This is a genomic window from Massilia sp. NP310 (assembly GCF_019443485.1).
GTDB classification, from domain to species: Bacteria; Pseudomonadota; Gammaproteobacteria; order Burkholderiales; family Burkholderiaceae_D; genus Telluria; species Telluria timonae.
Genome location: NZ_CP080379.1, coordinates 2,674,320 through 2,699,951, shown reverse-complemented (window position 1 = coordinate 2,699,951; position 25,632 = coordinate 2,674,320). Strand labels below are relative to the sequence as shown.

Annotated in this window: 17 protein-coding genes; all 17 read left to right on the top strand. The window is 60.7% G+C overall.

Going from position 1 to position 25,632, the window contains the following annotated elements; all coding sequences use genetic code 11:
• Positions 1-3 precede the first annotated feature (3 nt).
• The 17 genes from KY496_RS11885 (at position 4) to KY496_RS11805 (ending at position 25,609) form a co-directional block, all read left to right on the top strand.
• The gene (locus tag KY496_RS11885; protein WP_219864862.1) at positions 4-387 is read left to right on the top strand and encodes a hypothetical protein; all 384 of its coding nucleotides are present in this window, start codon (positions 4-6) and stop codon (positions 385-387) included.
• A gap of 398 nt (positions 388-785) precedes the next feature.
• Entirely contained in the window at positions 786-1,313 is a 528-nt protein-coding gene (locus KY496_RS11880) for a RusA family crossover junction endodeoxyribonuclease (RefSeq protein ID WP_219864861.1), read from the top strand.
• 152 nt (positions 1,314-1,465) lie between these two features.
• Positions 1,466-2,203 carry a hypothetical protein gene (locus tag KY496_RS11875; RefSeq protein WP_219864860.1) on the top strand — a complete coding sequence of 246 codons (738 nt, stop codon included), beginning with the start codon at positions 1,466-1,468 and terminating at the stop codon, positions 2,201-2,203.
• Positions 2,204-2,210: 7 nt separating this feature from the next.
• Complete coding sequence (locus KY496_RS11870; RefSeq protein WP_219864859.1) at positions 2,211-3,674, top strand: terminase large subunit domain-containing protein; 1,464 nt, start codon at positions 2,211-2,213, stop codon at positions 3,672-3,674.
• A 38-nt stretch (positions 3,675-3,712) separates the two neighbouring features.
• Positions 3,713-5,911: a genomic island protein gene (locus KY496_RS11865; protein WP_219864858.1), complete on the top strand. Its 2,199-nt coding sequence runs from the start codon at positions 3,713-3,715 to the stop codon at positions 5,909-5,911.
• Positions 5,912-5,962: 51 nt separating this feature from the next.
• Complete coding sequence (locus tag KY496_RS11860) at positions 5,963-7,042, top strand: hypothetical protein (RefSeq protein ID WP_219864857.1); 1,080 nt, start codon at positions 5,963-5,965, stop codon at positions 7,040-7,042.
• 252 nt (positions 7,043-7,294) lie between these two features.
• Entirely contained in the window at positions 7,295-8,416 is a 1,122-nt protein-coding gene (locus tag KY496_RS11855; RefSeq protein ID WP_219864856.1) for a N4-gp56 family major capsid protein, read from the top strand.
• Positions 8,417-8,490: 74 nt separating this feature from the next.
• Positions 8,491-8,892 carry a hypothetical protein gene (locus tag KY496_RS11850; protein WP_219864855.1) on the top strand — a complete coding sequence of 134 codons (402 nt, stop codon included), beginning with the start codon at positions 8,491-8,493 and terminating at the stop codon, positions 8,890-8,892.
• A gap of 54 nt (positions 8,893-8,946) precedes the next feature.
• On the top strand, positions 8,947-9,363 hold the full coding sequence (locus KY496_RS11845) for a hypothetical protein (RefSeq protein WP_219864854.1): 417 nt from the start codon (positions 8,947-8,949) through the stop codon (positions 9,361-9,363).
• 41 nt (positions 9,364-9,404) lie between these two features.
• Complete coding sequence (locus tag KY496_RS11840) at positions 9,405-10,058, top strand: hypothetical protein (RefSeq protein ID WP_219864853.1); 654 nt, start codon at positions 9,405-9,407, stop codon at positions 10,056-10,058.
• Positions 10,059-10,070: 12 nt separating this feature from the next.
• Complete coding sequence (locus KY496_RS11835) at positions 10,071-11,276, top strand: hypothetical protein (RefSeq protein WP_219864852.1); 1,206 nt, start codon at positions 10,071-10,073, stop codon at positions 11,274-11,276.
• Between the two features lie 44 nt (positions 11,277-11,320).
• Positions 11,321-11,779 (top strand): hypothetical protein, encoded by a 459-nt coding sequence (locus KY496_RS11830; RefSeq protein WP_219864851.1) that lies wholly within the window; start codon positions 11,321-11,323, stop codon positions 11,777-11,779.
• 7 nt (positions 11,780-11,786) lie between these two features.
• Positions 11,787-14,012, top strand: coding sequence for a hypothetical protein (locus tag KY496_RS11825; protein ID WP_219864850.1), 2,226 nt, complete (start codon positions 11,787-11,789; stop codon positions 14,010-14,012).
• A gap of 77 nt (positions 14,013-14,089) precedes the next feature.
• Positions 14,090-15,682: a hypothetical protein gene (locus tag KY496_RS11820; protein ID WP_219864849.1), complete on the top strand. Its 1,593-nt coding sequence runs from the start codon at positions 14,090-14,092 to the stop codon at positions 15,680-15,682.
• A 35-nt stretch (positions 15,683-15,717) separates the two neighbouring features.
• On the top strand, positions 15,718-17,619 hold the full coding sequence (locus KY496_RS11815; RefSeq protein ID WP_219864848.1) for a hypothetical protein: 1,902 nt from the start codon (positions 15,718-15,720) through the stop codon (positions 17,617-17,619).
• Between the two features lie 95 nt (positions 17,620-17,714).
• Positions 17,715-19,367, top strand: coding sequence for a hypothetical protein (locus KY496_RS11810; RefSeq protein WP_219864847.1), 1,653 nt, complete (start codon positions 17,715-17,717; stop codon positions 19,365-19,367).
• An 83-nt stretch (positions 19,368-19,450) separates the two neighbouring features.
• Positions 19,451-25,609 carry an LPD38 domain-containing protein gene (locus tag KY496_RS11805; RefSeq protein WP_219864846.1) on the top strand — a complete coding sequence of 2,053 codons (6,159 nt, stop codon included), beginning with the start codon at positions 19,451-19,453 and terminating at the stop codon, positions 25,607-25,609.
• The last annotated feature ends 23 nt before the right edge of the window (positions 25,610-25,632 follow it).

Genomic DNA, 25,632 nt, shown 5'->3' with positions numbered 1-25,632 from the left:
CGCGTGAGGCCGACTCTCTTAACAATCTCTAAAATCAAAAGCCTTAAGACCTTAAAACCTAAATACAAAAACAAAAACCGGGTGCGCCCGCTGCGCGCGCGTGGCGACGCGCCACGCCGGCGCGCACGCGTCCGCGCGCAAGCGCGCACGCGTATAAGGAAAAACCAAAAACCGCAGTCATCGAAAAGCAACTGCACCACAGGGAAAACAGCGAAACAACGACGCCCCGACGGGTCGTCGGACGGCTTCGCCGGCAAACCTGAACACGGCGACCACCAAAATGGCCATGTGAAACGTTTCAGAAACGACGTGAAACGTTTCACATGCGTGCAAGCGGGTGTCGGAGGGGTGAAACGTTTCATGTTGACCGCGGCGGTTTTTTTGTGAGCGATGAATGCTCGACGTGCTTTACCAGGGCTTCACGCCACTTCACCAGGCCAAAAGTCGGGCCAGCTCCAGCCCGCCCCAAGGTTTTCCGGCGGTGAGGCGCAGCCGATCGCCGCGACGTGGACGCGCAGCGGCCCGGTCCAAGAGTGCCTTTCGCGCGCAGCGCGGCTCCGCGTCCCGGCACCGCTCCTGCCCGCCGACTACCGTCCGGCGCCTGCCTGCGAAATTGATGCCTGATGCGTTGCTTTCGAGATCCCGGCTTGATAACTTGAATTCAAGACGCGCCGAAGAACAGCGTCGAACTACGAAGCGCAACTGCTCTCTCTCTCACTCCTCGTTGGTGCGCTTCGTGATGCAAAGGGCTGCTTCGGCAGCCCTGTTTTTTTGGGAGTGGCGAAGTGGCATCGTTCGAGTTCACTCTTCACCGTCCGCCTTTTGGGAAGCAACGGCCAAGGCTGTCGCGTGGCAGGGCTTACACGCCGCAAGAGACGAAGGACGAGGAAGAAGCTGTCGCCATGGCCTGCTCCGATGCGATGTCCAAGGCCGGGCTCTGGGATGCGTTGGAAGGCCCAATCAGTGTCGACATCGATCTTTTCTACCCCATTCCGCAAAGCTGGCCTGACTGGAAACGACAGCTCGCGTCGGCGGAGACGATGTGGTGCACTGTTAAACCGGATATAGATAATGCCGCCAAGCTCCAGATGGATGCGATGAATGGCGTCGCATACAAAGACGACGCGCAGGTTGTCGCCGGATCGCAGCGCAAGCTTTACAGCCCATCGCCCCGCGTCCATGTTCGCGTATCTCAACTTGGTCTCTTCGATGGCGACGAGTTCGACGACGGAGCCGGGTTCGTGAAGCTCTCTCGAAAGGCCCCCGGCCGCGGCGCCGCAGGCATCGAGCCGGTGCCGTTTGACGACGATTGATCGGCAAACGGGATCGGAATAATCACAGCGCGACATACACAACCACCGCACGCGTTGACATGCGCATCAAAAGCTTGCGAACCGCTCGTCGTTTGATAGCCTGAGTTGCACCAGACCCCATCCATGGGGCGCAGAAATTTCTCGGAGAAGAAATGGCGATCACCGCTAACTCGCCGCTCAACGAGCGCGAAGAGAACTTCGCTCGGCTCGTAGCGCGCGGCGAGAATCAATCGTCTGCGTATGCGATCGCATACGGGCACGAATCCAAAGGCGCGCAGACGAAGGCGAACGGCTCCCGGCTCGCGAACAAGCCGAACGTCCACGCTCGCATTGAATTCTACAAAGCGGCATACGCATCCAAGGTCGCGACGGAGATCGAATACGAGGTCAAGGACGCGCTGCACGAGATCAATGAAGCGATGTCGCTCGCGAAGACTTGCGAGCACCCGACGGCGATGCTTGGGGCGATTCGCTTGAAGTGCGAGCTCAAAGGCCTCATCGGGGCGAACAAAGCCGACACGTCGAAGCCACTCACCGGCGAGGAGCTCGACAAGAGCTTGGCGGGCTTGCTCGGCAAAGTCGACTTGCCCGGGCTGCTCAAAGCCACCGCGCCGGCGTCCGCATCTCTCGTGGACCAGGTTGCGCCGAAGAAGCCGGAGCCGGCCCCCGAGCTGCCGACGAAACACGAGCTCATCGAAAAAGCCAAGGCGCTCAACGAGTTGGACCCTCCGCGGCGTGGGGGACGCACGAAAGAAGAGATGCAGGCCGACCAGCTCGACCCGGTCGCCGAGCGCTTCGTCCGCGAGCAGCCCGAGCAAGCAAAGGTCCACATGCCAGCAATCCCGACACACATCGCCGCGAAGCTTGGTTTGAAGAAGCCGGGGGCCTGAGATGCAGATGCAGCTCGTCGACGATGAAGTTCAGGCGTGGATCATGTCGCAGCCCGACGACGTGAAAGCACAGCTCTATCAATACATCGTCGAGCTGGACACCCGCCGCAATCGAAACAAGCTGGCGGAATACCGGCCGTATCCCAAGCAGATCGAATTCCATTCGTCACTCAAGACCTACGACGAATCGATGTTGCTTGGCGGAAACCAAATCGGAAAAACGCTAGCAGGCGCTTACGAGATGGCGATCCACTTGACGGGGCGTTATCCGGACGACTGGCCGGGGCATCGCTTTAAAAAGCCGATTGTGGCCCTCGCTGGCTCTGTCACCGGCGAGCTGACTCGCAAAGGCGTGCAGCGGATGTTGATCGGCAAGCCCGAGGTTCGCAAAGAATGGGGCACCGGGGCGATTCCGTTCGAGTGCTTCGGCGACATCACGATGAAGACCGGCGTCAAGCACGCTATCGACAGCATCTTGGTCAAGCACGTCTCGGGCGGCTATTCGGTCTTGAAGCTTCTCTCATACGAGCAGGGGCAAGAGAAGTGGCAAGCGGACACCGTCGACCTGGTCTGGTTCGATGAAGAACCCCCATGGGACGTCTACATGGAAGGCATCACTCGGACGAACGCGACCCGCGGCAAGATCATGATCACGTTCACGCCTCTGCATGGTATTTCGGAGGTCGTGAAGCGCTTTTACCCGACGCCGACCGCGCCAACATGTGCCTTCATTCAGATGGGGGTGAAGGATGTTTTGCATTACACGGAAGAAGACATCGAAAAGATGATGTCGAAATATCCGCAGCATGAACGCAACGCGCGCATGTATGGCGTGCCGCAGTTCGGCGAGGGGCTTGTGATCAACATGGCCGAGGAGAGCTATACCGTTGATCCTTTCGAGATCCCCAAGCACTGGCGGCGCGGGGCGGGCATTGACTTCGGCGTCTCACACCCGACCGCTTGCATCAAGGTGGTTCACGATACCGACTCGGACACGTATTACGTCGTCGACGAGCATGTGAAAAAAGACCAAACGCCAATGATGATCGCTGAGTCGGTGAAAGACTGGGGTAAAGAGCTGCGCTGGTTCTGGCCCCACGACGGCCTGCAGCGGGATAAAGGTTCACTCCTCCCGCTTGCCAAGCAGTATGGCGACCGCGGCATGAAGATGTGGCACGAACAGGTCTCGCACGAAGAGGGTGGGAATAGCTTGGAGGCGGGGGTCATGGAGATCATCGAGATGCTCTCGACGGGTAAGCTCAAAATCTTCAAAACGTGTCAGAGCCTCTTGCAAGAGATGCGGCAGTATCACAGACTGAAGGGGCTCATCGTCAAAGAAAATGACGACGCTATCTCTGCCATGCGCTACGCGCTCATGATGAGGCGATTCTTTGCTGCGGATGTCGAGAAGGTTCCGGAGTGGCGCAAGGGACTGCAATCAACTAGGCGTCGCGGAACCTCCGGCTGGTGACGAGCCGACCCAAAAGAAAAATAAAAACAGGGGAAGACATGGCGAAGGGATACGACATCTTCGAGGACATCGAGAAGGGCGAAGACGTTGACGAGTCGTCCGTTGCTGACATTCAAACAGCGCGTGACCAGTGGGCTCGTTATGAGCATGTCAAGGCTCGCGGGCATGACGCATACTGCCGGGTCGCGAAGCATTGCGAAGAGATGTATCGAGGGGCTGGCGGTCAGTGGTCGGAGGGAGACCGCGAATTCATGGAAGAGCAGGGGCTCCCGACTGTCGAATTCAATGGGATTAAGCCAGCGGTCGATTCGGTAGCGGGCTACCAAATCAACAGCCGATTGGAGATGGCGGCGGTCCCTGTCGGCGGCGAGTCGGACTCTAACACTGCGGAGATCATGTCGAAAGTGATCAAGCAGATCATGACGCTGAACGACTATCAGCGTTTGAAAACGTCGGTTTTCTTCGACGGCGAGATCCAAGGGCGCGGTTTCTTCGACCTCCGCATGGATTACAGCAGCTCGGTCATGGGCCGGCTCAAGATCTCGGTGCCCGATCCGATGGACGTCATTCCTGATCCCGATGCGAAGTCTTACGACCCTGACGACTGGGCCGACGTTCACGTTCTGCGCTGGATGACCATCGCGGAGATCGGCCAGATCTTCGGCGACAAGGTGGCGAAGCGAGTGAAGCTGGAAGCCAAGGGCGAGCAGAATTTGGACTTTGGCGAAGGCGATTCGTCGGCGCGGCGCAATCGCTTCGGCACGTCAAACAGCTACTTCTCGTTTGAGTCCGAATTCGTCGACGATGATTCGACCCGACGTTACCGCGTGATCGACCGCCAATACTTTGTCCGCGAGCTTTGCCTGTGCGCTGTCTTCAACGAGAACGACGTGCGCGTGGTGGAGGGCCTGCCGGCGGAGAAGCTTGCGGAATTGGTGCAGGCCGGCGCCACGTTGACGCGTCGAGTGATGCGTCGAATCCGCTGGACCGTAACGACGATGTCTACGGTTCTGTTCAATGAATACAGTCTTTACGATCACTTCACGATCGTCCCGTTCTTCTTCAACTTCCGCCGCGGTTTGACGATGGGCATGGTTGAGAATGCGATTGGGCCTCAGGTCGCGCTCAACAAAGCGGTGGTGCAGTTTCTTCACACGATCAACAGTGCGTCGAACAGCGGCTGGGAAGTGGAGCAGGGCTCGATCACGAACATGACAATGGAAGAGTTCGAGGCTACCGGCGCTAGGAACGGTCGTGTGGTCGAGTATGCGAAGGGCGCGACGCCGCCGAAGAAGACGTTGCCAAACCCTGTCCCGCAAGGGATTTCGGAAATGATCTCGCTGTCGAAGGGGGCTCTGACTGACAGCACGATTCCCGAAGTCGCGCGGGGAACCGGCGGCGAGGGCGTTGAGGTGTCCGGCATCGCACTGCAAACCCGGCAGTTTGCGGCGCAGCAGCAGCTCGCTCTTCCGCTGGACAACCTCGCTCGCACACAACAAATGGTCGGCCGGCGGATTATCTCGATCATTCAGCGCTTCTACACGCATCCGATGGTCATGCGTATCACTGAACAGGACGCGATCAGCGGTGCGAACTATGAAGAGATCGCACTCAATCAGCCGGCGGGCGACGGGACGACGTTCAACGATCTGTCGGCGGGCGATTACGACATCGCGCTCAACGAGCAGCCAACGACAGTGACGTTCGGGCAGTCGCAGTTCGAGCAGGCCATGGAGCTGATCGGCGCCGGCGTGCCTCTGCCGCCAGAAGTGCCGGTCAAATACTCGATGCTCTCGGATAAAGGCGAAATCATGGCTCGCATGGCGGCCCAAGGCCAGCAGCAGCCACCCGCGGACCCGACGCTTGAAGCCAAGGCTGCGTTGCTGCGCGCGCAGGCGGAGCAGGTTCAGGCAGCTACCGTCAAGACTGGCGTGGAGACGATGTTCACCGCGGCTCAGACGTCGCAAGTCATCATCGGGGCTCCGGAGGCTTCGCCGCTCTCTGACAAGCTCCTTGGCTCGGCAGGCTTCGTCGACCGCGACTCCGGCCCGATCGTGCCCGCTTACCAGGGCGGCGCGATGTCTGCGGCGGCGGCCGAGGTCGGGCCCGGTGTTCAGCCCTCGATCGGATCGTTCAATCAGACCACGGCTCAGCCCCAACCCGGAGCAAACCCTGAGTCGCCGACGAACGGCATGAACGGCGGCATTGAAACCCTGCGCGCCGACAGCGTAAGGTAACTCTGTGGGAGTGGGGCGGAGCTCCGCGCACAATAAAAACAAGGAGAAGCGATGAGCACTCAACAACAATTCCTCGACAGTTTGAGCAAGGAAGAGCGCGAAATGATCGGCATGGTCGACTCGGGCGAAGGCTTTGACGACGGCGGGGAAACTGAAGACGAAAACGGCGAGGATGACGCTCCCCCGGCCAAGCCCGCGAAGAAAGCGCCGGCCGCGGCCAACGTCGACGACGAGAATGAAGACCAGGACGACGAGGATGACGAGGGCGAAGCGGATGCAGAGCCGAAGTCGAAGGCCGCCGAGGCCGACGAGGAAGATGAGGGCGAGCCCGCCCCCAAGGAAGCGAAGCGCAAGGGCGGCAACCGGATTCCCGAGTGGCGCGTGCGAGAGATCACCGAGGAGCGCAATCGCGAGCGCCGCGAAAAGGCAGAAGCCCAAGCGCGAGCCGACGCATTGGCCGCGGAGTTGGACGCATTGAAGAAGGCGTCGGCGAAGTCGGCGGAACCGGAGTTCGATTTCGAGGCGGCAGAAGAGCAAGTGGCTCTGCTTCTGTCGGAGAATAACCCCCGCGAGGCGGCGAAGCTGCAAAAGCAAATTCGGGTTGAGGCGGAGAAGTCGGCCGAGGCCAAAGCCGTCGCGCGCATGGAGCGGATGATGGCTGAGCGCGAAGCCGCTCGGGAAGCCGCCGCAGAAGAGGCTCGCTTCAAAGCAGTGGTTCGCGATTCGCTCAAGCAGTATCCGGAGCTGGATGCGGACTCGGAAGATGCCAACCGCGAGGCCATCGACGAGGTAGACAAGTATGCCCGTCGCTTCAATAAGGCAGGATCTCCCGCATCCGAGGCATTGAGCGAGGCCGTCGAGCTCGTGATGTCGATGTCGAAGTTCTCGAAAGTGAAACCGTCGAAGACCTCCGAGGATGACGCCAAGCCGTCGAAGAAAGCAGGAGCGCCGGTCTCGCAGGCGCACATCAAACGCGCTGTTGACGCCGCCTCCAAGCAACCGCCCAACACGACCGAAGTTGGGTTGGGCAACCGCGCAGCGCCGGCAACCAAAGATGTCGCGAATCTGTCTGTTTCGGACATGCGCAAGATGTCGAAAGATCAGCTCAACGACCTGCTTGCGAACCTCTGAAATGCCTCGAAGCGCGTTTGCGTAAGCGCTTGATTTCATATAAGCCCGGCGATAAGCTGGGCTTACGTTTTGAAGAGTCTTGGTCTCTCTAACCCATGTCATCGCTGTGCGGACAGCGAAATCAAACCGCGAGGGTCGCTCCCTTGGCCTAGCCAGAACAGTCGATTTGAGCCGCAGGCAAGCGGCGGACAACAAATGCCGGTGGCCGTGCGCCAAACAACAAAAACAATCTCAAATCCACTGGAGACATCCATGTCTTACTCCGCATTGGGCGAACTGCAACCGCAGGCCAAGAAAGTCTGGGCAAAAGCAGTCGTCAACTCGTTCTTCGAGCATTCCGAGCTCATGAAATACACCGGCACGGACGAGAACAGCATCGTCATGCTCGTGACCGAACTGACCGAAACCGAAAAAGGCGACCGCGCCGGCTTCGCTCTGGTCGCTGACTTGCAACAGTCCGGCGTCACCGGCGACAATCAGCTCGAAGGCCGCGAAGAGGCGCTTGATTCGTCCTGGTGCGAGATCCAGATCGACCAGCTGCGCCACGGCACCTCGTCGAAGGGCCGCATGGACAACCAAAAGTCCGTGATCAACTTCCGCGTGCAGTCGAAAGAGAAGCTGGCTCGCTGGCGCGCAAACATCGTCGATCAGTTGATGATCTCGACGGTGTCCGGCATCAGCTACAGCCTCAAAATGGACGGTTCGCCCCGCGCGCTGTCGGACCAAGACCAACTCTTGTCGTTGCAGTTCGCTGACTTGGTCACTCCCCCGAGCTCGGGTCGCCACTTCATCGTTGACGGCAACGGCAACTTCGTTGCCGGCGACACCAGCGGCATCGCCCAAGCATCGGTGCTGAGCTACAAAGTCTTGGTGGATGCCAAGGCCGAAGCGGTCAGCCGCGGCATCAAGCCATTCATGGCCGGCGGGCGTGGCTACCACTTGTTCTTGTGCCACCCGAAGGCCTTCGCGCAGTTGCAGAAGGACGCGGACTTCAAGAACGCGCTGCAAAACGCATTGCCCCGCAGCGAAAACAACCCGATCTTCACCGGCGCTGTCGTGACCATGGACGGTTTGGTGATCGCCACCAGTCTGCGCGTTTTCCACACCAGCGGCGCCGCCAACGGCTCGAGGTGGGGCTCGAACGGCAACGTCAACGGCACCCGCTCGTTGCTCTTGGGTGCTCAAGCTCTCGGGATGGCCGACTTGTGGGACAAGGGCATCTGGTTCGAGGGCAAGAAAGACCACGACAACAAGTCGATGATCTCCCTCGCGCTGATGTTCGGGTTCGTGAAGCCGCAGTTCAAGTCGGACTTCGACAACGGCACGGTGCAGGACTTCGGCTCGATGGTCATCGACCACTACATCGCTCCTTAACCGGAGAGAGCCCCCGGGAAACCGGGGGCCAATGTCGAAGAGATCAACAGCACTCAATCAAACAGGAATAAATCATGGCAATCACTCCAAAATCCGGGCGTCAATTCTTGAAGGTCGCCGTCTTGGAAGTCTCGGCAGCCAACTTGTCCGGCTTGTCGGGCCAGTCGCAATTGGCGATCAAGCTTCCCCCGAACAGCATCATCACCGGCGGCGCGCTGGTTGTTACCGCTCCCTTCAACTCGGCTACTTCCGATTCGCTGGTCGTGGGCGATGCCGCTGTGGCGAATCGCTATCTCGGCGCCACCTCGATCGCCGCGGCCGGCCGCACCGCTCTGGCCCCCACGGGCTTCGTGACCGGCGCCGATGGCTCGGTGCGCGTGACGTGGACCGGAACCGGTGCCGCGCCGTCCAGCGGATCTTTCCGCCTCGAAGTCCACTACATCGGCAAGGGCATTGCCGACTTCACCCACGGTTGATAGCCTCACGAGAGGGCGGGTTCGCCCGCCCTTTCAATCAACCAGGAGAAGAGCATGAGCGGAGAAAAAAAAGCGAGCATCAGCACGAAGCGGTTTTACTCGCCGACCGATTTTCCGGTGCAGGTTCATGACAGCACTGGCGTTCACATCGCTTACGTAAAGCCCGAAGGGAGCGATCTTCATCAACGCTTCTGGACCATGGCCCTGCAAAAAGGCTGCGCCGCCGAGGGATTCCAAATCCAGCGCGAAGAGGAATTCGAGGAGCTCGACCCCGTCGAAGAGCTCAAAGAGATCCTGCTGAGCATGATCCGCAACCCGCAGGAGGGCGACTTCACGGCCTCCGGCCTGCCGGACCTTCGCCGCTTGGTGAAGAAAGCTGGCTACAACGTGCCGCGCACTGAGATGATCCAGGCGTGGAACTTGGTCCAGCAAGACGTCGAGAAGCTCCCGCCGGACGAAGCCGCGGAGTGATCGAAGCAGGGCCGCTGCGGCGGCCCTAGTTTTTTGGAGGCATGATGAATCGTGGTGAAATGAAGGCATACTTGCGGCGCAAACTGCAAGACGAAGTCCTCGACTACCTCTGGCAAGACGAAGAATTGGAGGACGCGATTCAGGATGCTCAATGCGAAGCCGCGTATCGTTGCAATCTCATCTTCGAGAAAGACACCCCAACGACGACGTTCAATACCGTGGCTGGGGTCGACGGCTATGCCATCAGCCGCCTGTTTTACCGCATCGACCGGGTGCTGGTGAGCGGCCGTGAAATCCCCAAAACCACCAAGGAAGACGTTGAGCGCCGCCGCTGCGTCACTCCGTCGGTTGGCAAGCCGTGCGAATGGTTCCGGGGCGACGATGGGCGTCTTCATTTCGATAAGGCGCCAAACAAGGAATACCAGGTCAAATTTGAAGGGTGCCGCTACCCCGCGGCGATGGCTGACGATCAAGCCGAGTGTGAGGTTCCGGACGATACCGGATCGATTCACCGGAAGCTTCTGCTTTGGGCGATGAAGCTCCTCAAGGAGAAGGAAGATCTCGAAGTCGAGCGGCAAGGCGACGCCGTCCGCCACGAGCAGGCGTTTGAGCGGGAGTTTGGTCCGAGCGTTAACGTCGCCGCTCGCGTCTCGAAGTCGCTCTCGCGTCGGCATCAGACCCGCGTGAACTGGTAATCGGGCGGGCTCATGGCAAAGAAAATACTCACGACGTTCAAGGGGCTCAACAACACGAGCGATCCGCTTGAGTTGGGCAACTCGTGGCTGACCAGCGCGGTCAACTTGAACATCACGAACGCCGGACGTCTTTCGACTCGGGAGGGACTTGTCCAAGTCTCCGCCGGTGCTTTCAGTGGGGCGTATGGCACCAAGGGGGCGGAGCGCATGTTCGTCGTGCGTGGCGGCGTGCTTGAAGAACGAGATGCCGCCTCCGGCGCATTCCGGCCGCTCGTTGATGGGCTTTCGACGGCGCCGATGCGTTGGGCCGAGATCAACAAGCAGGTCTTCTTCAACAACGGTGTGGATGCCGGCGTCATCGCGGGTGGCGCCGTGCTGCCGCTGAAATTTGACACTCCGCCGCCGCCTCGCGTGGGGGTGGGCTCCGGATCGCTGGACGCCGGGCTTTACCGCGCTTGCTGCACGTTCCTGCTGCCGGATGGGCGTGAGACGGGCTCCGGCGATGTCGTCGAGATCGACGTCCCCCAAGGCGGCTCGCTCATCTTCAGCGAGATCCCGCAGGCGCAGGGGGCTCTCTCGTGCGTCTACGTCGCCCCCGCCAATTCGACGGTCTTCCAGCTTGCTTTCGAGGGGGCCGGCCCCGCCGCGACGTGGTCCCTGCCGGCCACCAGGCTGGGCGTGGAGTTGCGGACGTTCGCGCTGTCTTGCCTGCCCGATGGGGCGGAGGAGATCGCATTCTGGCGGGGATGCCTTTACGCGTCGATGTTCTCGCCGGCCGACGGCGTGTCGGTGGTGTGGCGTTCCAAGCCACTGCAATTCCACCTCTTCGATCTGTGGGCGGATTGCGTCGTCACTGTTCAAGGCCGGATCAATCAGCTCGTCGAGACTGATGGAGCGCTCATCGTCGGGACGGACTGGCAAGACGGGAACAAGATCTACGCATACCAATCCGGGGCCGATGGCGACACGCTCACCGAGCTCGCAAACTATGGCACCATCGACGGGCAAAACGCAGTTGCGGATGACGGTGGCAACGCGGTATTCTTGACTTGTCGCGGGCCGGCTCGCGCGATGCCATACGAGCTGCTGTCGCCCCAAGTGAGCTTCCCGCCAGGGCTTTCCGCGGGCGGTGGATTCGTCGAGCGAGATGGCGACAAGCGTTACGTCGTGTCGTTGCAACCAGGCGGATCGCCGTGGAATGCGTGGCGCGGCCGGTGAGCAGCAAGAGAACCCAAAAACAATAACAACAAACGGGAATCAACATGTCATTCAAAATGTCCACCGGCTTGGTCAACGCGATCGTGGGCGAGACCGGCTTCAAAGGAGCAATGCAATCCGGCGTCGCTTACATCTACGGCGGCGCTCAACCGGCCACCGCGGACGCCGCTCCGACTGGGCCACTGCTGGCGATCTTGACGAAAGATGGTCTGCCATTCACTGCGGGCTCGCCGACGAACGGTTTGACCTACACGGACCCGGTCAACGCCAGCGTCTCGAAGTCGACGGATACGTGGAAGTTCACGCCGGTGGCCGAGGGCACGGCCGGTTGGATTCGCTTCATGGGCAATGCCGCGGACAACGGTGGCGTGTCGACGACTTTGCCCCGCTTCGACGGCTCGGTGGCTTCGGCTGGCGGCGAAGTCAAGCTGTCGACGCAAAACATCGTGATGGGCCAGCCCGGCTTCATTCAAGAGCTGCTCATCACTTTCCCTCGGCAGTAAGCATTCTATGCGCGTCCCGAAGCCCATCATCAACGGTGGAGAGCAGTGGCTCACGCTCGCAATGCAACGCTTCCGGGCGTTGAAAGCGAGCGCTAGCCCACTGCACACGCGCACGCAAATCATTCAGCCAGACCAGGACACGACGATTGAGGTTCATGTCAGCCCGAGCGTCGATCGCATCAAGATCGACAGCAATGGCTTGGAGGTGTCCTCCGGGCTTGTGAATATTGGCACTCTCAGCCTGCCCACCGACCCTCCAACTCCTCGCAAGTTCAGGCGCTTTTACCCGGGATCGATTCAGGCCGACCCCGATAAGCGAGCGTGGATTGAAACGGTGAAGCTGAATTATCGACCTGCCGATCTCCAGTTCACTCCTTATGCACAGGCTACTACGTTGCGGTCAACAATGTTCACCGGTGCGATGGAGAAGGTCGTGTCGGTTGCACTTGGCGCAAACAAACCGATTCCATGGAGCTGGAAGTGGAATAAAACACATGGAGTTCATTTTGACATAATGAGCAGGCCGTGGCTGATTGAGGTCTCTGCCGATAATGGCGTCCTCGCTATGAAGTTCCCTCTTTCCAAAGGGGTCAAGCCGAAAGCAACGGAGAGCGCGGTCCAAAATTCGCTCGGGTTCCTGCCGGGCTTTACATCATTCCCATCGTCTGCGGAGAAATTGAATGAGGCTCTCATGAGCGGAGCCGTGCTTCGCTTGGCCTCGGCCGAAGATCTCTCGGATTTTTATACAAAGGAACCGATGCGGGATCACATTGGGTGGGCCTTCAACCCGGACGGCTCCGAGTGTCAGAATGTTGCTATTGGGTTAATTGGCACCGCCCCTGCGTCTTTTCGATTTAGGATCGCAATCTCCACGTCAGAGGATGGACCTACGGCTGCCACCATCATGCTCCAAGACAGTGGAAAGGGTTACGGAATCCGAAAGTATTCTGGGTATCATGATGCGGATGGGAATGTCGAGTCGCGTTATTGCGATGGGACTCGAATGTTTTTCGGTTCCGATGAGCCTGAGATGCTGGGAAAGAATTTTAGCCGTGACGACGAGTTCTCTTTCGGCGAGCTCGCGCTTGGTGAAGTGGTTGCGACGGAAATGGCTCCCAGTCGCGCTCCGGTGTTCGTCTTCTATGATGACGGCGGTATTGAGCAAGTTTTTTATCAAGACATCTACTCAAATGATGGTTTGCGGTTCTCCGGTCAGCCTGCGCGCGATTTTTTCCCGGGTAATGAGGGGCATCCAGGAGCAGTCTACTCATGCGACTTTTCTGGGCCAGGAGTTCCTCCGCATAAAGCGTCTGCGATCTTAGAACCGGAATCCAAAGAGAGTGTTGTCTATTTGGGTCAGAGTCAACCGTTCTCGGTTTTAGACAGCCAAACTCCACCAGGCGATCCGCCTAAGGTCGATCCATACTTTGAAAAATATGCTGGCTACAACCCGGGGCCAGGAGAGTTCGAGGCTACTGTCGGGATATACGCGAAGGTCACAGAAGCGGTGCAGCCAGCGCCCAAGAGTTTTTCGAGCAATACTCTGCTTATTCCGAGCTACGATCGATCGAGCGTTTTCATTATCAATAACTCTCCCACTTTCACTCCTCAAATTTCCATTTTTAAGGTCGTGGCGGTTATGACTATCCACGACGGCAAAGAATATCTTTGGTTCCCTGCCGCCTTTCCGCCCGTAGGCATCCCGCCGGGTGGGGGAGGGATTTTCGGCCCATCGGCCGCCAGTGCAGAGGCCAACTTTGCTTATCTCAGGCTGGAGAGTGAAGTTATTACTCAATATCCCGCAACCCATGAGTCATCAGCCTCGCTGACACACGCCAGTCCGCAAGGAGAACGCACTTACGACATTTCGTCGTGGGTGGATTTCTTGAAAATAAGGTCCATCGGCTGGCGCACTAGGTTCAGCGGGTTGAGTGGAATTGTCCCGCTGTGGACGGAGACTCTTTTCGCCGGTTTTTTTATTGATTTTTCGGCCGCAGTTGACCAGTCAAATCAGACATCAAAGGTAACTCCCACGGGTTGCTACGCAGCATCGGGTCGCTCAGCATTCTTAAGATCTAGCTATAACACGAAAACACCCTCACCTCACATCCCCAACTCGACGCTGAATCTTGATGCCATGGACGGCGAGCCTCTATCCACGGCTGAGCCTGTCGCCATTTTTTCTGAGGCCGCGACAACACCCCTCATGCTCGGCTGGGTTGGATATTCCTGACTGCTTCATGTAGTCTGGATTGATCGGAGGAGCCCTCTGGCTCTAACCAAGGCGGCGAAGACCGCTCGGAGAAAAGCGTGGCTGAAAATTCACCAATCGAAGCAACGCTCGTCGTAACCGAGTCCGCGGATGCCTTCAATGGTTCGATCTCAAACGTCGCTCCCGTCATCGTGCGCGAGGCGAATTGCTTCATCGTTGAGGCGCACGACCGGCTTGGCGTGCTCGTCAAGAAAAACGCCCCCGTCCGCGATCAAGAGGCGTATTGCTATCTTTTCGAGCCGTCGGATGTTTTCAACGCAACAGCGAATCAGGGCGATCAACCGATCAGCTATACCGAAGCCGCTTTCTATGTCAAAGAGGCGGACGACGTCTTTCAGGCCGAGATCCAGCAAGTGATCGAAGCCGGCCCGATCGAGGCTATTTTCAGTGTGATGGAATCGCCGGACACGTTTTCGGCGCAGGTCACGAACGGGGAAGAGCAGATCGATCGCACGGGCTCAATGGATGCCATCGAGCTTGGCGATGTGATGTCCGCAGCAGGCACGGCAGGAAGCTCTCCGGTGAGCTCCGTCGGATCGGGCAACATGATCGAGTTGGGCGACTCGATGAGTGGGGGAGCCCTGAATGGCGACCAGGGCAGCTTCACCACCGGCGTCTTCCGCGCGGCCGCGCCGATGCCGACGCTCTCGGGTTCCGGGGCGGTGGGCGGGGTGATTCGTGCGGCGTTCCCGATGCCATCCCTCACGGCTTACGGTTCAGGTTTCATTCGCATGCGCGTGCCGATGCCAACGATGTCGGCCGTGGGAGAGCTGCCGGCGTCCGGCTCGTTCGTCGCCTCGTTCCCGATGCCGAAGCTATCCGCGACTGGCGACATTCCCGCGTTGATGAGCTTTGCCGCGACCGCGCCGATGCCAACGATGGTGGCGTATGGCGGGGGCACGATCCGAGCGCGCGCGGCGATGCCAACCATGTCGGCGTCGGGCTTTATCGCAGCGGTCGGGACGATCTCCGCGGTGGCACCAATGCCGACGATGTCGGCGTCGGGCGAGGTTCCGCAGTTTGGCACTTTCGTCGCAGCCTTCCCGATGCCCGTGATCGCCGGCACCGGCGAGGCGGCGTTCGTCGTGCCGATGCCGAGGCTTTTGGCGAGCGGGACCAACGGCGCGGCAGTCGCTTATCAAACCTTCGCGATCAACCTTCAGCACAAGGTCGATCAGGCTCCGCAGCCTGTCTTCGTCAACGAAGTTACGTCATACGCTGGCTTTGCAAACGCTCGTCAGATTGTGCGCCATGGGGAAAAGCACTTCGTCATCACTGACGACGCGATCTACGAGCACGCCGGCTCGACAGACAACGGCCAGCCGATCTCTTGGGAGATGCAGACCGCTTTCAGTGATCTCGGCTCGCGCAACTTGAAGCAGATCCGCTACATGTATATTGGGGGCCGCCTCGGTGGTGGATACACCGGACAGATCATTCCAGGGGATGATGATCCGCAAAGCCATGCGAACACCAACGACCGCTCGCAAAAGCCCCAAAATGGCCGCGTGCTGGGTGGACGTGGCACTAGGTCGCGGTATTATGGATTTGGGCTGGCGAATGCCATGGGCGAGCGGATCGATGTCGATGCGATCGACATTGAGTTTGACGTCACCGGCCGCGGCAAGTGATCGCAACCGAAAAGAAAAATAAAAAGAGGTAGAGCGTGGCAACTCCTGACCAGCTTCAGTCGCAAAGCATCGCGTGGGCATCGAATCTTGTGGACCGGGCTCAGGCTCTCACGGACTCCGCGCAAGAGGCGATCAACAACATCGACTCTGGCAAGATCGATTATTCGATCCCGCTCGCTCAAGCATTCAAAGAGCCGGACCAGATTGAAAGCCCTGAGCTTCACTCCGTCGCGTTCGAGATCCCGGCAGAGCCGGTAAAGCCGGGCGATATTCAACAGATCTCGCCGCTAGTGATCGGGGACCTGCCGACGTTTGGCGTGGTCGCGCCGACGCTTACGCTGCCATCCCGGCCAGCGGAGCTTGGGGCGTTCACGACGGCGCCGCCGCAGCTCAACATCGATGCGAAGTTTCCGACGCCGCCCGCCGCGCTGGAAAGCCCGAACTTCGAGGCCCCGACGATCGGCTCTTACGCAATGCCGGTGCGACCCGACATCTCGCTGCCAACGTTCGATGAAGTGGCGCCAAGCGGCGATCTTCCCGTGTTGGGCGATGTTTCGTCTAAGTTCGTGGCGACGTATCGCGAGCAAGCGCCGGCCATGATGTCCGCGATCGAGTCGAAAATGGACAGCTTCGTCGCGAAATACAACCCGCAATACCACGCCCAACTCTCGATGATCGAAGGGCAGCTCGCAAAGTATTTCTCTGGCGGGACGGCATTGAAGCCGGAAGTCGAGAATGCGATTTATGAGCGCTCGCGCGACAAGATCTCGTCTGAATACCTGCGCAACATCGCGGCCGTCGACGCTGACGGGGCCCGCCGTGGGTTCACGATCCCCACGGTGGCGATGAACGCCGCTCGGCTCCAGCTGCGGGTGAATGCTGGCGACAATCTCGCGCGCTCATCGATCGAAATCGCGACCGATCAAGCCCAACGCGAACAAGCCAATTTGCAGTTCGCAGTCACGGCGTCGAGCCAGATGCGCACGACGATGCTGCAAGCCGCTCTCACAAAAGAGAGCAACATGATCCAAGTGAATAGCGCCGCGATCGACATGTCGCGCATCGCGGTCGACATGATCATCGAAGGCTACAACGCGGAGCTCGAAGGCTTCAAATTCCGGCTGGGCCGCTATCAAGCGATCGCTTCCGTGCTCGAAACGAAGCTGCGCATGGCTCTGGCCGGGGTAGAGGTCTACAAGGCCGACATCGACGCCTTGGAGGCTCTCACGAACGTTGACCGAGCGAAGGTTGAGATCTACACCGCCCAGCTCGAAGGGCTGCAAACCCAAGCGAACGTCTACAAGACGCAGGTCGACGCCGTGGTTGCCAAAGCCGACTTGGAAAAGCTGAAATTGGAGATCTTTCAGACCGAGGCGCAGGTCTATGCGACGCAAGCTCAGGCAAAGAATGCTGAATGGTCTGGCTACTCGGCCGCGATCCAAGGCGAGCAGGCAAAAATTGCGATCTTCGATTCGCAGGCTCGGGCATATCAAACGGAACTCGCAGGCTTTCAAGCGAAGATCGACGCTCAAACTGCACAGCTCGATGCGGAGATCCGCCGCAACGAGGCGATCTCGCAGCAATACGCGGCTGACATCAGCGCGTTCACGTCGATTGTGTCGGCTCGCGGCGAGGTGGCCCGCAACGATTTGGCGAACCAGTCGCTCGCAGTGCAAGCCTTCCAAGTCAAAGCCGCCGCGGCGGTTGCGGAGGCGCAAAGCCGGGCAAGCTACTACACGAGCGTCAACCAGGTAGGGATTGAGCAAGCCCGCCTCTTCACTCAGCAAAGTCTCGACCGCGGCCGGCTGATGCTGGAAAAAACCAAGGCGATCGCCGAAGGCACGACCTCGCTGGGCCGCACGGTCGAGGGGGCGGCCAGCGCGGCAATGTCGGGCGTGGTGTCGCTCGCGGCGACGACGGTGAACACCAGTTCGTAACGAAGTGGCCCCTGCTTTTGTTGAGCTTGGGCGCTTTCGTGCATAAGATGGATTGACCAGGGCCGCGAAGACGGCTTGAAAAACAAGAGGACGACATGGCGACGAACGGGATTAGCAGCTTCAACAATGGGCGCAAGCGCAAGCCGGGCGATCCGGTCGACGACCCTCGCCAAGGCTTGAATTTTCCCACGTATGGGCCCGATGGCATGGCTGGCCCGTCGCCACAAGAAGCGGAGCGTCGCCGCAAGGAAGCGATTTTCAATGCATCGGCTCCACGCACGGCGGCAAGCATCGCGGACTTCAACAAGTCCACGGCCAGCGCGGCAGACAGCTTTGACCAAGGCAACGTCGCTCGGGGCATCGGGCAAGTCGCGCGGGCGACGGCTGCTGGCATCGCAACTCCTTTTGCCGCTGTTCGAGACAGCGGCTCGGCCACGCTCGAAAACCTGAACACGTCGCGCCGCGCCATCTCCGACTTTGCCGGGGACGTCTATAACACCACCAAGGGCACTGCGTCGACTGCCGCAAGTCAGCTCGCCGAAGGTTTCTCTGGTGTGGGACCGTCCCTTCGCTCTGCCAGCGCGGCTCCTAGCCAGGCGGAGATCGACGCATACGCGAAGTCAAAGGGGCTGATGTCCAAGCCGCCGGACTCCGCGTCTCCGGCAAGGCCCGCCGCCCCATCGGCGCCGGCTATCTCGTCGGCATCATCGCCAAGCATTGGAAGCGCGTCGGCCGCAGGCGCGTCCATCCCGAACGCCCCCCAGCCGTATGCGGCGTTCACCCGGCCAGCATCGGAAGGCAGCCGGTCAGTGACGCCGGAGCAAGCCGCGCAGATGGCCCGATCGGCGCCAACGATCGAAACCCCGACGATTGGAACGCCTCCCGAGCAGCGACCCACCGTGCGCGGGATCGCGAGCTTCGTCGAGCCGCCCGCCGGCGCCGCATCGGCTCCCGCCGCTCGCGCGGGACGCTCGCAGCAAGAGATCAACATGATCACGAACGGCACGCCCGGCGGGATTGGCACGTTCTCCGTCATCGGTGGAAACGAGCCAAGCGCCGCGCCGCGCCTGCCGCAGTTCAAAGAGCTCAACAGTCGCACGATGTCGATCGGTGAATACGCCGACGCCAAGGCCTACAACCGCAACTTGGCGACCTCGCTTGGGCTGCAAAACCAAGCCGCGCAAACGGCGAACCAGGGCAGGGCTGCGGACGCCCGGACCCGCATCGACATGTTCGAAGCTGAATTGCGTGCGCAAGGCATGCCATCGCAGATCGCCGAGCGTGAAGCGCAGGCTCAGGCCGCCCGGGCGACGGCTTCCCGTGCAGCGGCGGAGGCTCCGCTCGCACAGCGCCGGTCTCAATTGGAGCTGGCCGTGCTCAACGGGGACGCAAGTGCGAAGGAAACATTGAAGAGTTTGGCTGAGGCCAACGTCGGCTCGAAGGACTTCGATCTGTCCAGGCAAATGGCATTCCAGAAGGCCTACCAAGACGATGTGAAGCGTTACACCGATTCGGGTCGGCAGCCTCGCTCTGAGCAGATGTATATCAATTCACTCTCTGACTCAGGTCGTGCCGCATACGGCAAGAGTAAAGTCGACTTCCCAAAGCCGGCAGCAAACATCGTGAAAGAGCTGCAGGACCGCTACGCCGCGGCCGACGACGCAAAAAACTCGGCCCTCAAAACCGAGTTGCTGCGCCGCTGGTCGGAGACGTTCGGCGAAGACGCGACCAAGTATCTGTCGAAGTGATCCTAAGGCGGTGGCATTGCGGCGGCCGCCGCGCCTCGGTAATCTGAACCCATCGCCCCATTCGAGGGCGGATAAGGGACGCTATGGCAAACGAAAAGAAGATCCCCAACCCGTTCGAGGGGCTCGACCCGGTCGGCGGCTCCGGCGCTGCATCGCCTTCGCCGGCCGCATCATCGTCAGCCCCGAATCCATTCTCTGGACTTGATGACGTGCCGGCTCCCAGCCGCGGATATGGAATAGGGGACTTCGCCCGCGACGTTGGCGTCACCGCCGCCAAGGGCGTGATCGGTGTTGGCGAGGGGGTTGTTGGTCTCGCGAACATTCCAACGCTTGGACGAGCGGGCAAAGCCCTGTCGTCGGTTGGATACGATCCCAAGGCCGCGAGACAGCAGCTCGACAGCTACCGCTCGGATGCGTTGAACGAGCAGCAAGGCAACGTGGATGCGGTCGACGGCTTTACCGACACCGCCAAAGCCTATCTCGCGAACCCCGGAGCTTTGGCTGCCACTGCGGGAGAGTCGCTCCCGAGCATGTTTGCGGGCGGTGCGGTCGCCAAGGGCGTCATGAAGGCGGCGCCTACGATCAGTCGTGGCATTGCTGCCGGCATTGGCGAGGGGGCCATCTCTGGGGGGCAGACCGCGGAGCAGATTCGCCAAGAGACTGCGTCTGGCGATTTGACGTTGGGTCAAACAGCAATCGCCGCGGGCTCCGGAGCTTTGACTGGGACTCTTGGCGCGGCGGCCGGCAACCTCTCGCGCCGGCTTGGCATCGCCGACGTTGATGAGCTGATCGCGGGAGCTCCGAGCGTGCCTTCTGCCAGCGGGAAGGGTATCGCCCGTCGGATCGGGGAGGGGGCTTTGACCGAGGGGGTTATCGAAGAGCTTCCGCAGTCCGTTCAAGAGCAAGTCGCTCAAAACCTTGCGCTCGACCGCCAGTGGGATGAAGGGGTGGGCAAAGCGGCTGCTGCCGGAGCTATCCTTGGCGGTGTGATGGGGGCCGGAGGGAATGCGGTCGCGGGCATTCGCTCTCGCAACGGCGCACCCGTGCCAACGGACGTCCCTCCCGAGGCGGCGGGGAGCCCCGTGCCACCAGTCGCGGGGCCTCTCCCGCAAGAGGCATCAGCTATGGAAGGGCGCGGCTTCTCAAGCGAAGATGCCATTCCGGATGCCGAACCCGAGGCCCCCGCCGGCCCGGCTGCTGCCGCTCCCAGCGCGAGCCAGCCAGTCCCGTCGCGAGCAATCGAGCCTGAGGAAGACATCTTCGGCGACATGGCCACCGGGCCGGCCGTAGAGGCCCCCGCCGCGATCGCTGAGGCGCAAGAACCACCGATCCCCGCGCCAGCATCGGATGCCACTCTCGCGGATGTGGAGGCTCCCGCCGCAATTGAGCCGGCTCAGGCTGCTACTGGTCCCGCTGAGGCCCAAACTCAGCCCGCTGGGCCCGCCGAGGGGGCCGTCCGCGTGAATGGACAGGACTTCATTCTCACACCGGAACAACGGCAGGCATGGGCGGCGGCAGATGAAAATCACAGCCGCAGCTTGGCGGGCCTGCTTCCGGAGGTCTACCCCCGCTCGACGATCGAAAAGGCGAAAAAGGCGGCTGGGCTCAGGCTTTCCGCTGAGCGTCGTCGCATCACCGGCGCGCTGACTGACAAGGAGCGGCAGGCCGAGGCAGTGAAGGCCGCAAGGATTCGTCCGGGGGATGCCGTTCAAGCTCGCGTTGGCGATCAAGACGTCTCGGGGACGGTGGAAAAGCTGCGCTTCGGCCGTGTCCGTATCGACACGAATAGCGAACGCGGCATTGTGGACGTGCCTTATGCGGATGTGATCAAGCCGCAAGCGGCGCCTCAGCCGGCCGCCCCCGAGCCGGCAGTTCAAGCCATCCCGCCGAACGTGCAGGCTGGCTCGTCGGTTGATCTTGCGAGCGGCACAGTTACGATCGCGAATGCCGTGGCTGGCACGTCGGTGACGCTTGACCCGACCGCTGGCCCGATGTCGTCCGCCGCGGTGTCTGCCGAGCTGGCGAATGGGAGCATCTCGCGAGCCCAGCAACAGGCTGCCGCCGCGGTGCAACAGCAAGCGCCTGTCGAGCCCGTCGGTCCGGCTTTTTATGCGGACGGGGCCTCGGCCCGCGCGGAAGCTGCTCGCATGGAGCAAACAAGCGGAGAGCGGCATTTCGCCGTGCCGACGGTCGACGACCAAGGCAACAGTGGATTCAGCGCTGCTCCCGCCAGCGAGGCGGCCCAAGTCTACGGAAAAGATCCCGTGGTGGACCACAACGCCGTGATGGAGCTGGCCGCAGCCAAGGATGCCACCCCGCAAATGCTGACCCGCCTCGGGGAGAGTGGAGCCAACCTCAACGCGATCGGTGAAAGCGGGCGCACGCCACTGACTGCCGCGATCGAGGCGGGCGACACCAAAGCGGCAGCAAGGCTTGCCCGGGCCGGTGCGGATCTGGAGGCAGTCGACGGGAATGGGTTCACTGCTCTGCAACTGGCTCTCGCGACGAACAACAACACGCTGGCCGCGGCGCTCGTCCGCCAAGGAGCGAGCTTGGATCGCGTGGTTTCGATGGCCCGCCGCGACGCCGAAGGCAAGCTCCCCAAGCCCGTCCAGTCGCTGGTCGATCAAGCGGCGATGCGAGACATGTTCACCCCGGGGGCGGCGCAAAACGCTGCCGCCGCCGTGGCGACGCCGGCTTCGGGCGATGCCACTCGTTTGGAGTCTGCCGGCGCCCAGCCGACGACCAGCCAAGCTCCGCAAACTATCTCCCGCGAGGAGCTGGCGTCTCGCATCGAAACCATCTTCAACGGTGTCAAGCCAGGCCTCGGCACCGACTTGTTGAAGCTGACCGATTTTACCTTGGAGACGGCCGCGGAGATCGGCGGCATTGGCCCCCGCACGTATGGCGTGAGCGAGACGCAAGGCAGCGTGTCGCGCGTTCGCATTGCGTTCGACAACATCCCTGCGGACTGGTCGGACCAGCGGATCAAAGGTTTGGTCCTGCACGAAGTCGGCGTCCACGCGGCTCAGCTTGGCAAGAGCAAGAGCGAGTTCGAAGCCATTGAGCGTCGGATGGTCGAGCTGCTCCGGAGCGGGGACAAAAGGGCTACGGCGGCATTTAAAGCGGTGCCGGAAAACACCAACCCGCTTCATGTCTACGAAGAGATGCTCGCTTACTACGTCGAGCAGAACCCGAAGTCGTCGATCGCCGAGCGCGTCGTCGAGTGGTTCCGACAGTCGCTCCGGATGCTGACGAGGGGCATGAAGATCTCCGAGACCGGCCGCTTCAACAAGTGGGTCAACGAGCTGACGTCCACCGAGCTCTTGAATATGGCAACGGATGCTCTCGTTGGGCATGTCGACTACGGCGCAAAGCGTCAAGACGGCGACGTCTCGTCCCGGTCCAGCGGCGAGCGCCTGTTTTCGGAAGGGGCGGCAGATCCGGCGCCTGCTGCCGATCGCACGGCGGGAGTGGATGCGGCCGCGGAGACCACCAAGCGGACCAAAGCCAAGGTCAAGTATGTCGATAAATTCACGACAATGCGCAAGCTCGTGCGCGATGTCGAAAAAGGCCTCGGCAAGTCGATCCCCGACGAACTAAATCCATCGCTCGCCCAAGACAAAGCGGCGTCGATCGCCGGGGACGAATCGCGGCGCTTCAACGAGAAGCATGTCGAGCCACTGCTCGAATTCTTGAAAGAGCAGAAGATTCCGCTCGAAACGCTGTCGGATTACATGCAGGCTCGCCACGCCCCCGAGCGCAACGCGGAGATGAAGCGCATCAACCCAAACCGTGCCAACAATGAGGCATTGTCCGGCATGTCGAACGAGCAGTCGGCGCAAATCCTCGGGGTGGACATCGCGGGCCTCTCGCGGGACGCGGCGATGCAGAGGCTCGATGAGCTCCATCCCGCGTTGCAACGCGCGTCGGCGATGGTGGAAGGCATCATCGAAGACAACCGCCGTCGCCAAGTCGCGGCCGGCATTGAAACCAAGAAAACTGTCGACTCGTGGGATGGCAAGTATGACTTCTATGTGCCTCTCAAACGCGAGGGATACGACGACATCTTGCGGGGTAACGGCCCGAGCCAAGGCACCGGCGGGTCGCTGACTCGCGAGGCGTCCGGGTCGAGCCGGCCCGTGGAGAATGTGATCGCGCACGCGATCAACGACACGGTGAAAACGATCAAGCGGGCTGCTGACAACGATGCTCTCGTCGTCATGGCGGCGTTCACCAAGCGCTATCTGAAGAAGGACGTCGCCCGGCTGGTCAAGCCGACGCAGATCGAGGGCCACATCACGAGCCCGGCCGAAGGCGACACGACGGAATATGGATTGCCACAGAAACCGGCATTCCGGACCGACGAAGATGGCAACATCGTCGAGGCTCTTCTGCAAGACGATCCGTATTTCGCAGACAAGCCGAACTTCGTCGCTTATCGCGTCGACGGGAAGGACTACGCCATCGAGTTCAACCAGGACTCGCCATTGGCGCGAACGATCGCCGCCGCATACACAGGGGTGAATGACTTCAAGGCGGATGCTGAGGTCATCAAGATGATCAGCAAGTTCACGCGCTACATTTCGCAGATCAACACGTCGCTCAACCCGTTCTTCGGCATCAAAAACATCATCCGCGACACCGGGCACGCCGCGATCGCGATCGAAAACACGCCGCTCGCTGGCAAGCAAGCGCAGCTCTTGCGAAACCAAGCCCTCGGCACCCGGGCGGTCTTCGCCGAGCTCTCGGGATCGAAGCGCAGCAGCGCGGCGTCGCAAGCGCTGCGGGCCGAGTTCAATCGCTTCCGCGAGCTGGGCGGGAAGATGGACTTCTCGAGGATTTACGGGAACGCGGAGGATCAGATCCACGCGCTGAAAAAGCAGCTCGACAAAGACTGGTTCCTCGACAATGCCGCCGGTCGCGGGCTGGAAAAAGTCATGCTCGACAAGCCGCTGAGCGCCTTCGTCGACAAGGTAGGCCGCCCGCTGGCCGCCGGCTTGGAGATCTGGAACGAGGCGCTTGAAAACGGGACGCGTTTTGCGATCTACAAAACGGCACGCGAGAATGGCGTCAGTGAGGCGCAGGCGATCAGCTTGGCGCAAAACTTGACGGTGAATTTCGGCCGCAAGGGCACCGACACGACGCTGTTCACGAGCTTCTATGGGTTCTTCAATGCGGCGATCCAAGGCACGACGTCGGTGGGGCGGACGATCTTCGACACCGACAAGACGGGCCCCTACGGCATGCCGTTCTCGCTGACCCCGGCAGGGAAGAAGATCCTCGTGGGCGGCATCCTCGCTGGCGTGGCCCAAGCCGCGCTGATGGCTGCCGCCGGCTTCGACGATGATGAGATCCGCGAGAACGACGCGTCGAAGAACCTGCTGCTGCCGTTGGGGGATAAAGAATATCTGCGCATCCCCCTGCCGCAGGGCTACTCGGTGTTGCCGACGATGGGACGCCAAGTCTTCAATGCGATTGTCTACGGCAAGCCGCTCGATCGCTTGGCGAAAACGATCGAGGCAACGACCGATGGCTTCAACCCGATCGGCTCCGGCGGGACTCTGTCGCAGACTTTGGCGCCGACGTTCCTCGACCCCTTCGTGCAGCTCACCGAAAACAAAGACTTCGCAGGGAATCAGATCTACCGCGAGAACTTGAGCCGCGACGACCCCACCCCGGGCCACACTAGGTCGAAGGACTCGGCGACCGCTTTCTCCAAGTGGGGCTCGCAAGCGTTGAACAGCCTCACGGGAGGGACCGACTACAAGCCGGGCGCGGTGTCGCCGACGCCGGATCAGATCGACTTCTTCCTGGGCACGCTCGGGGGCGGGCTATTCCGTGAAGGTCTGCGGATCGGCAACGCGGCGGAGTCGGTCGCCACCGGAGAAGAGCTCGACCCGGGCAAGATGCCGATCCTGTCGGGCTACTATTCGAACGCGGACTCCAATGGTGCGGTGTCCGCTCGCTACCATGAGGCTCTCAAAACGATCAATACGCACGAGCTCGAAGTCGAGGGACGCAAAAAAGACCAGGGCGACGTCGCCGGCTACTACGCCGACAACCCGCATGCCCGTTTGATCCCGGTGGCGAAAAACGTGGAGGGCCAGGTCAAGAAGCTGAGCCAAGCGCGCAAGAAAGCGACAGAGCGCGGCGACAAAGAGCGGGTGAAGGAGCTGGGCGATCAGATCGCGCAGGCTCAGCGTCGGTTGATCGATCGCTTCAAAGACGAAGGGGCGTAATGTGGGGCGGTTCGGGCACTGGC

What these genes read in the sequence shown, in the direction of transcription:
- KY496_RS11875 (WP_219864860.1), top strand. Translation starts at nt 1,466, where the DNA reads ATGGCGATCACCGCTAACTCGCCGCTCAACGAGCGCGAAGAGAACTTC.
- KY496_RS11870 (WP_219864859.1), top strand. Translation starts at nt 2,211, where the DNA reads ATGCAGCTCGTCGACGATGAAGTTCAGGCGTGGATCATGTCGCAGCCC.
- KY496_RS11865 (WP_219864858.1), top strand. Translation starts at nt 3,713, where the DNA reads ATGGCGAAGGGATACGACATCTTCGAGGACATCGAGAAGGGCGAAGAC.
- KY496_RS11860 (WP_219864857.1), top strand. Translation starts at nt 5,963, where the DNA reads ATGAGCACTCAACAACAATTCCTCGACAGTTTGAGCAAGGAAGAGCGC.
- KY496_RS11855 (WP_219864856.1), top strand. Translation starts at nt 7,295, where the DNA reads ATGTCTTACTCCGCATTGGGCGAACTGCAACCGCAGGCCAAGAAAGTC.
- KY496_RS11850 (WP_219864855.1), top strand. Translation starts at nt 8,491, where the DNA reads ATGGCAATCACTCCAAAATCCGGGCGTCAATTCTTGAAGGTCGCCGTC.
- KY496_RS11845 (WP_219864854.1), top strand. Translation starts at nt 8,947, where the DNA reads ATGAGCGGAGAAAAAAAAGCGAGCATCAGCACGAAGCGGTTTTACTCG.
- KY496_RS11840 (WP_219864853.1), top strand. Translation starts at nt 9,405, where the DNA reads ATGATGAATCGTGGTGAAATGAAGGCATACTTGCGGCGCAAACTGCAA.
- KY496_RS11835 (WP_219864852.1), top strand. Translation starts at nt 10,071, where the DNA reads ATGGCAAAGAAAATACTCACGACGTTCAAGGGGCTCAACAACACGAGC.
- KY496_RS11830 (WP_219864851.1), top strand. Translation starts at nt 11,321, where the DNA reads ATGTCATTCAAAATGTCCACCGGCTTGGTCAACGCGATCGTGGGCGAG.
- KY496_RS11825 (WP_219864850.1), top strand. Translation starts at nt 11,787, where the DNA reads ATGCGCGTCCCGAAGCCCATCATCAACGGTGGAGAGCAGTGGCTCACG.
- KY496_RS11810 (WP_219864847.1), top strand. Translation starts at nt 17,715, where the DNA reads ATGGCGACGAACGGGATTAGCAGCTTCAACAATGGGCGCAAGCGCAAG.
- KY496_RS11805 (WP_219864846.1), top strand. Translation starts at nt 19,451, where the DNA reads ATGGCAAACGAAAAGAAGATCCCCAACCCGTTCGAGGGGCTCGACCCG.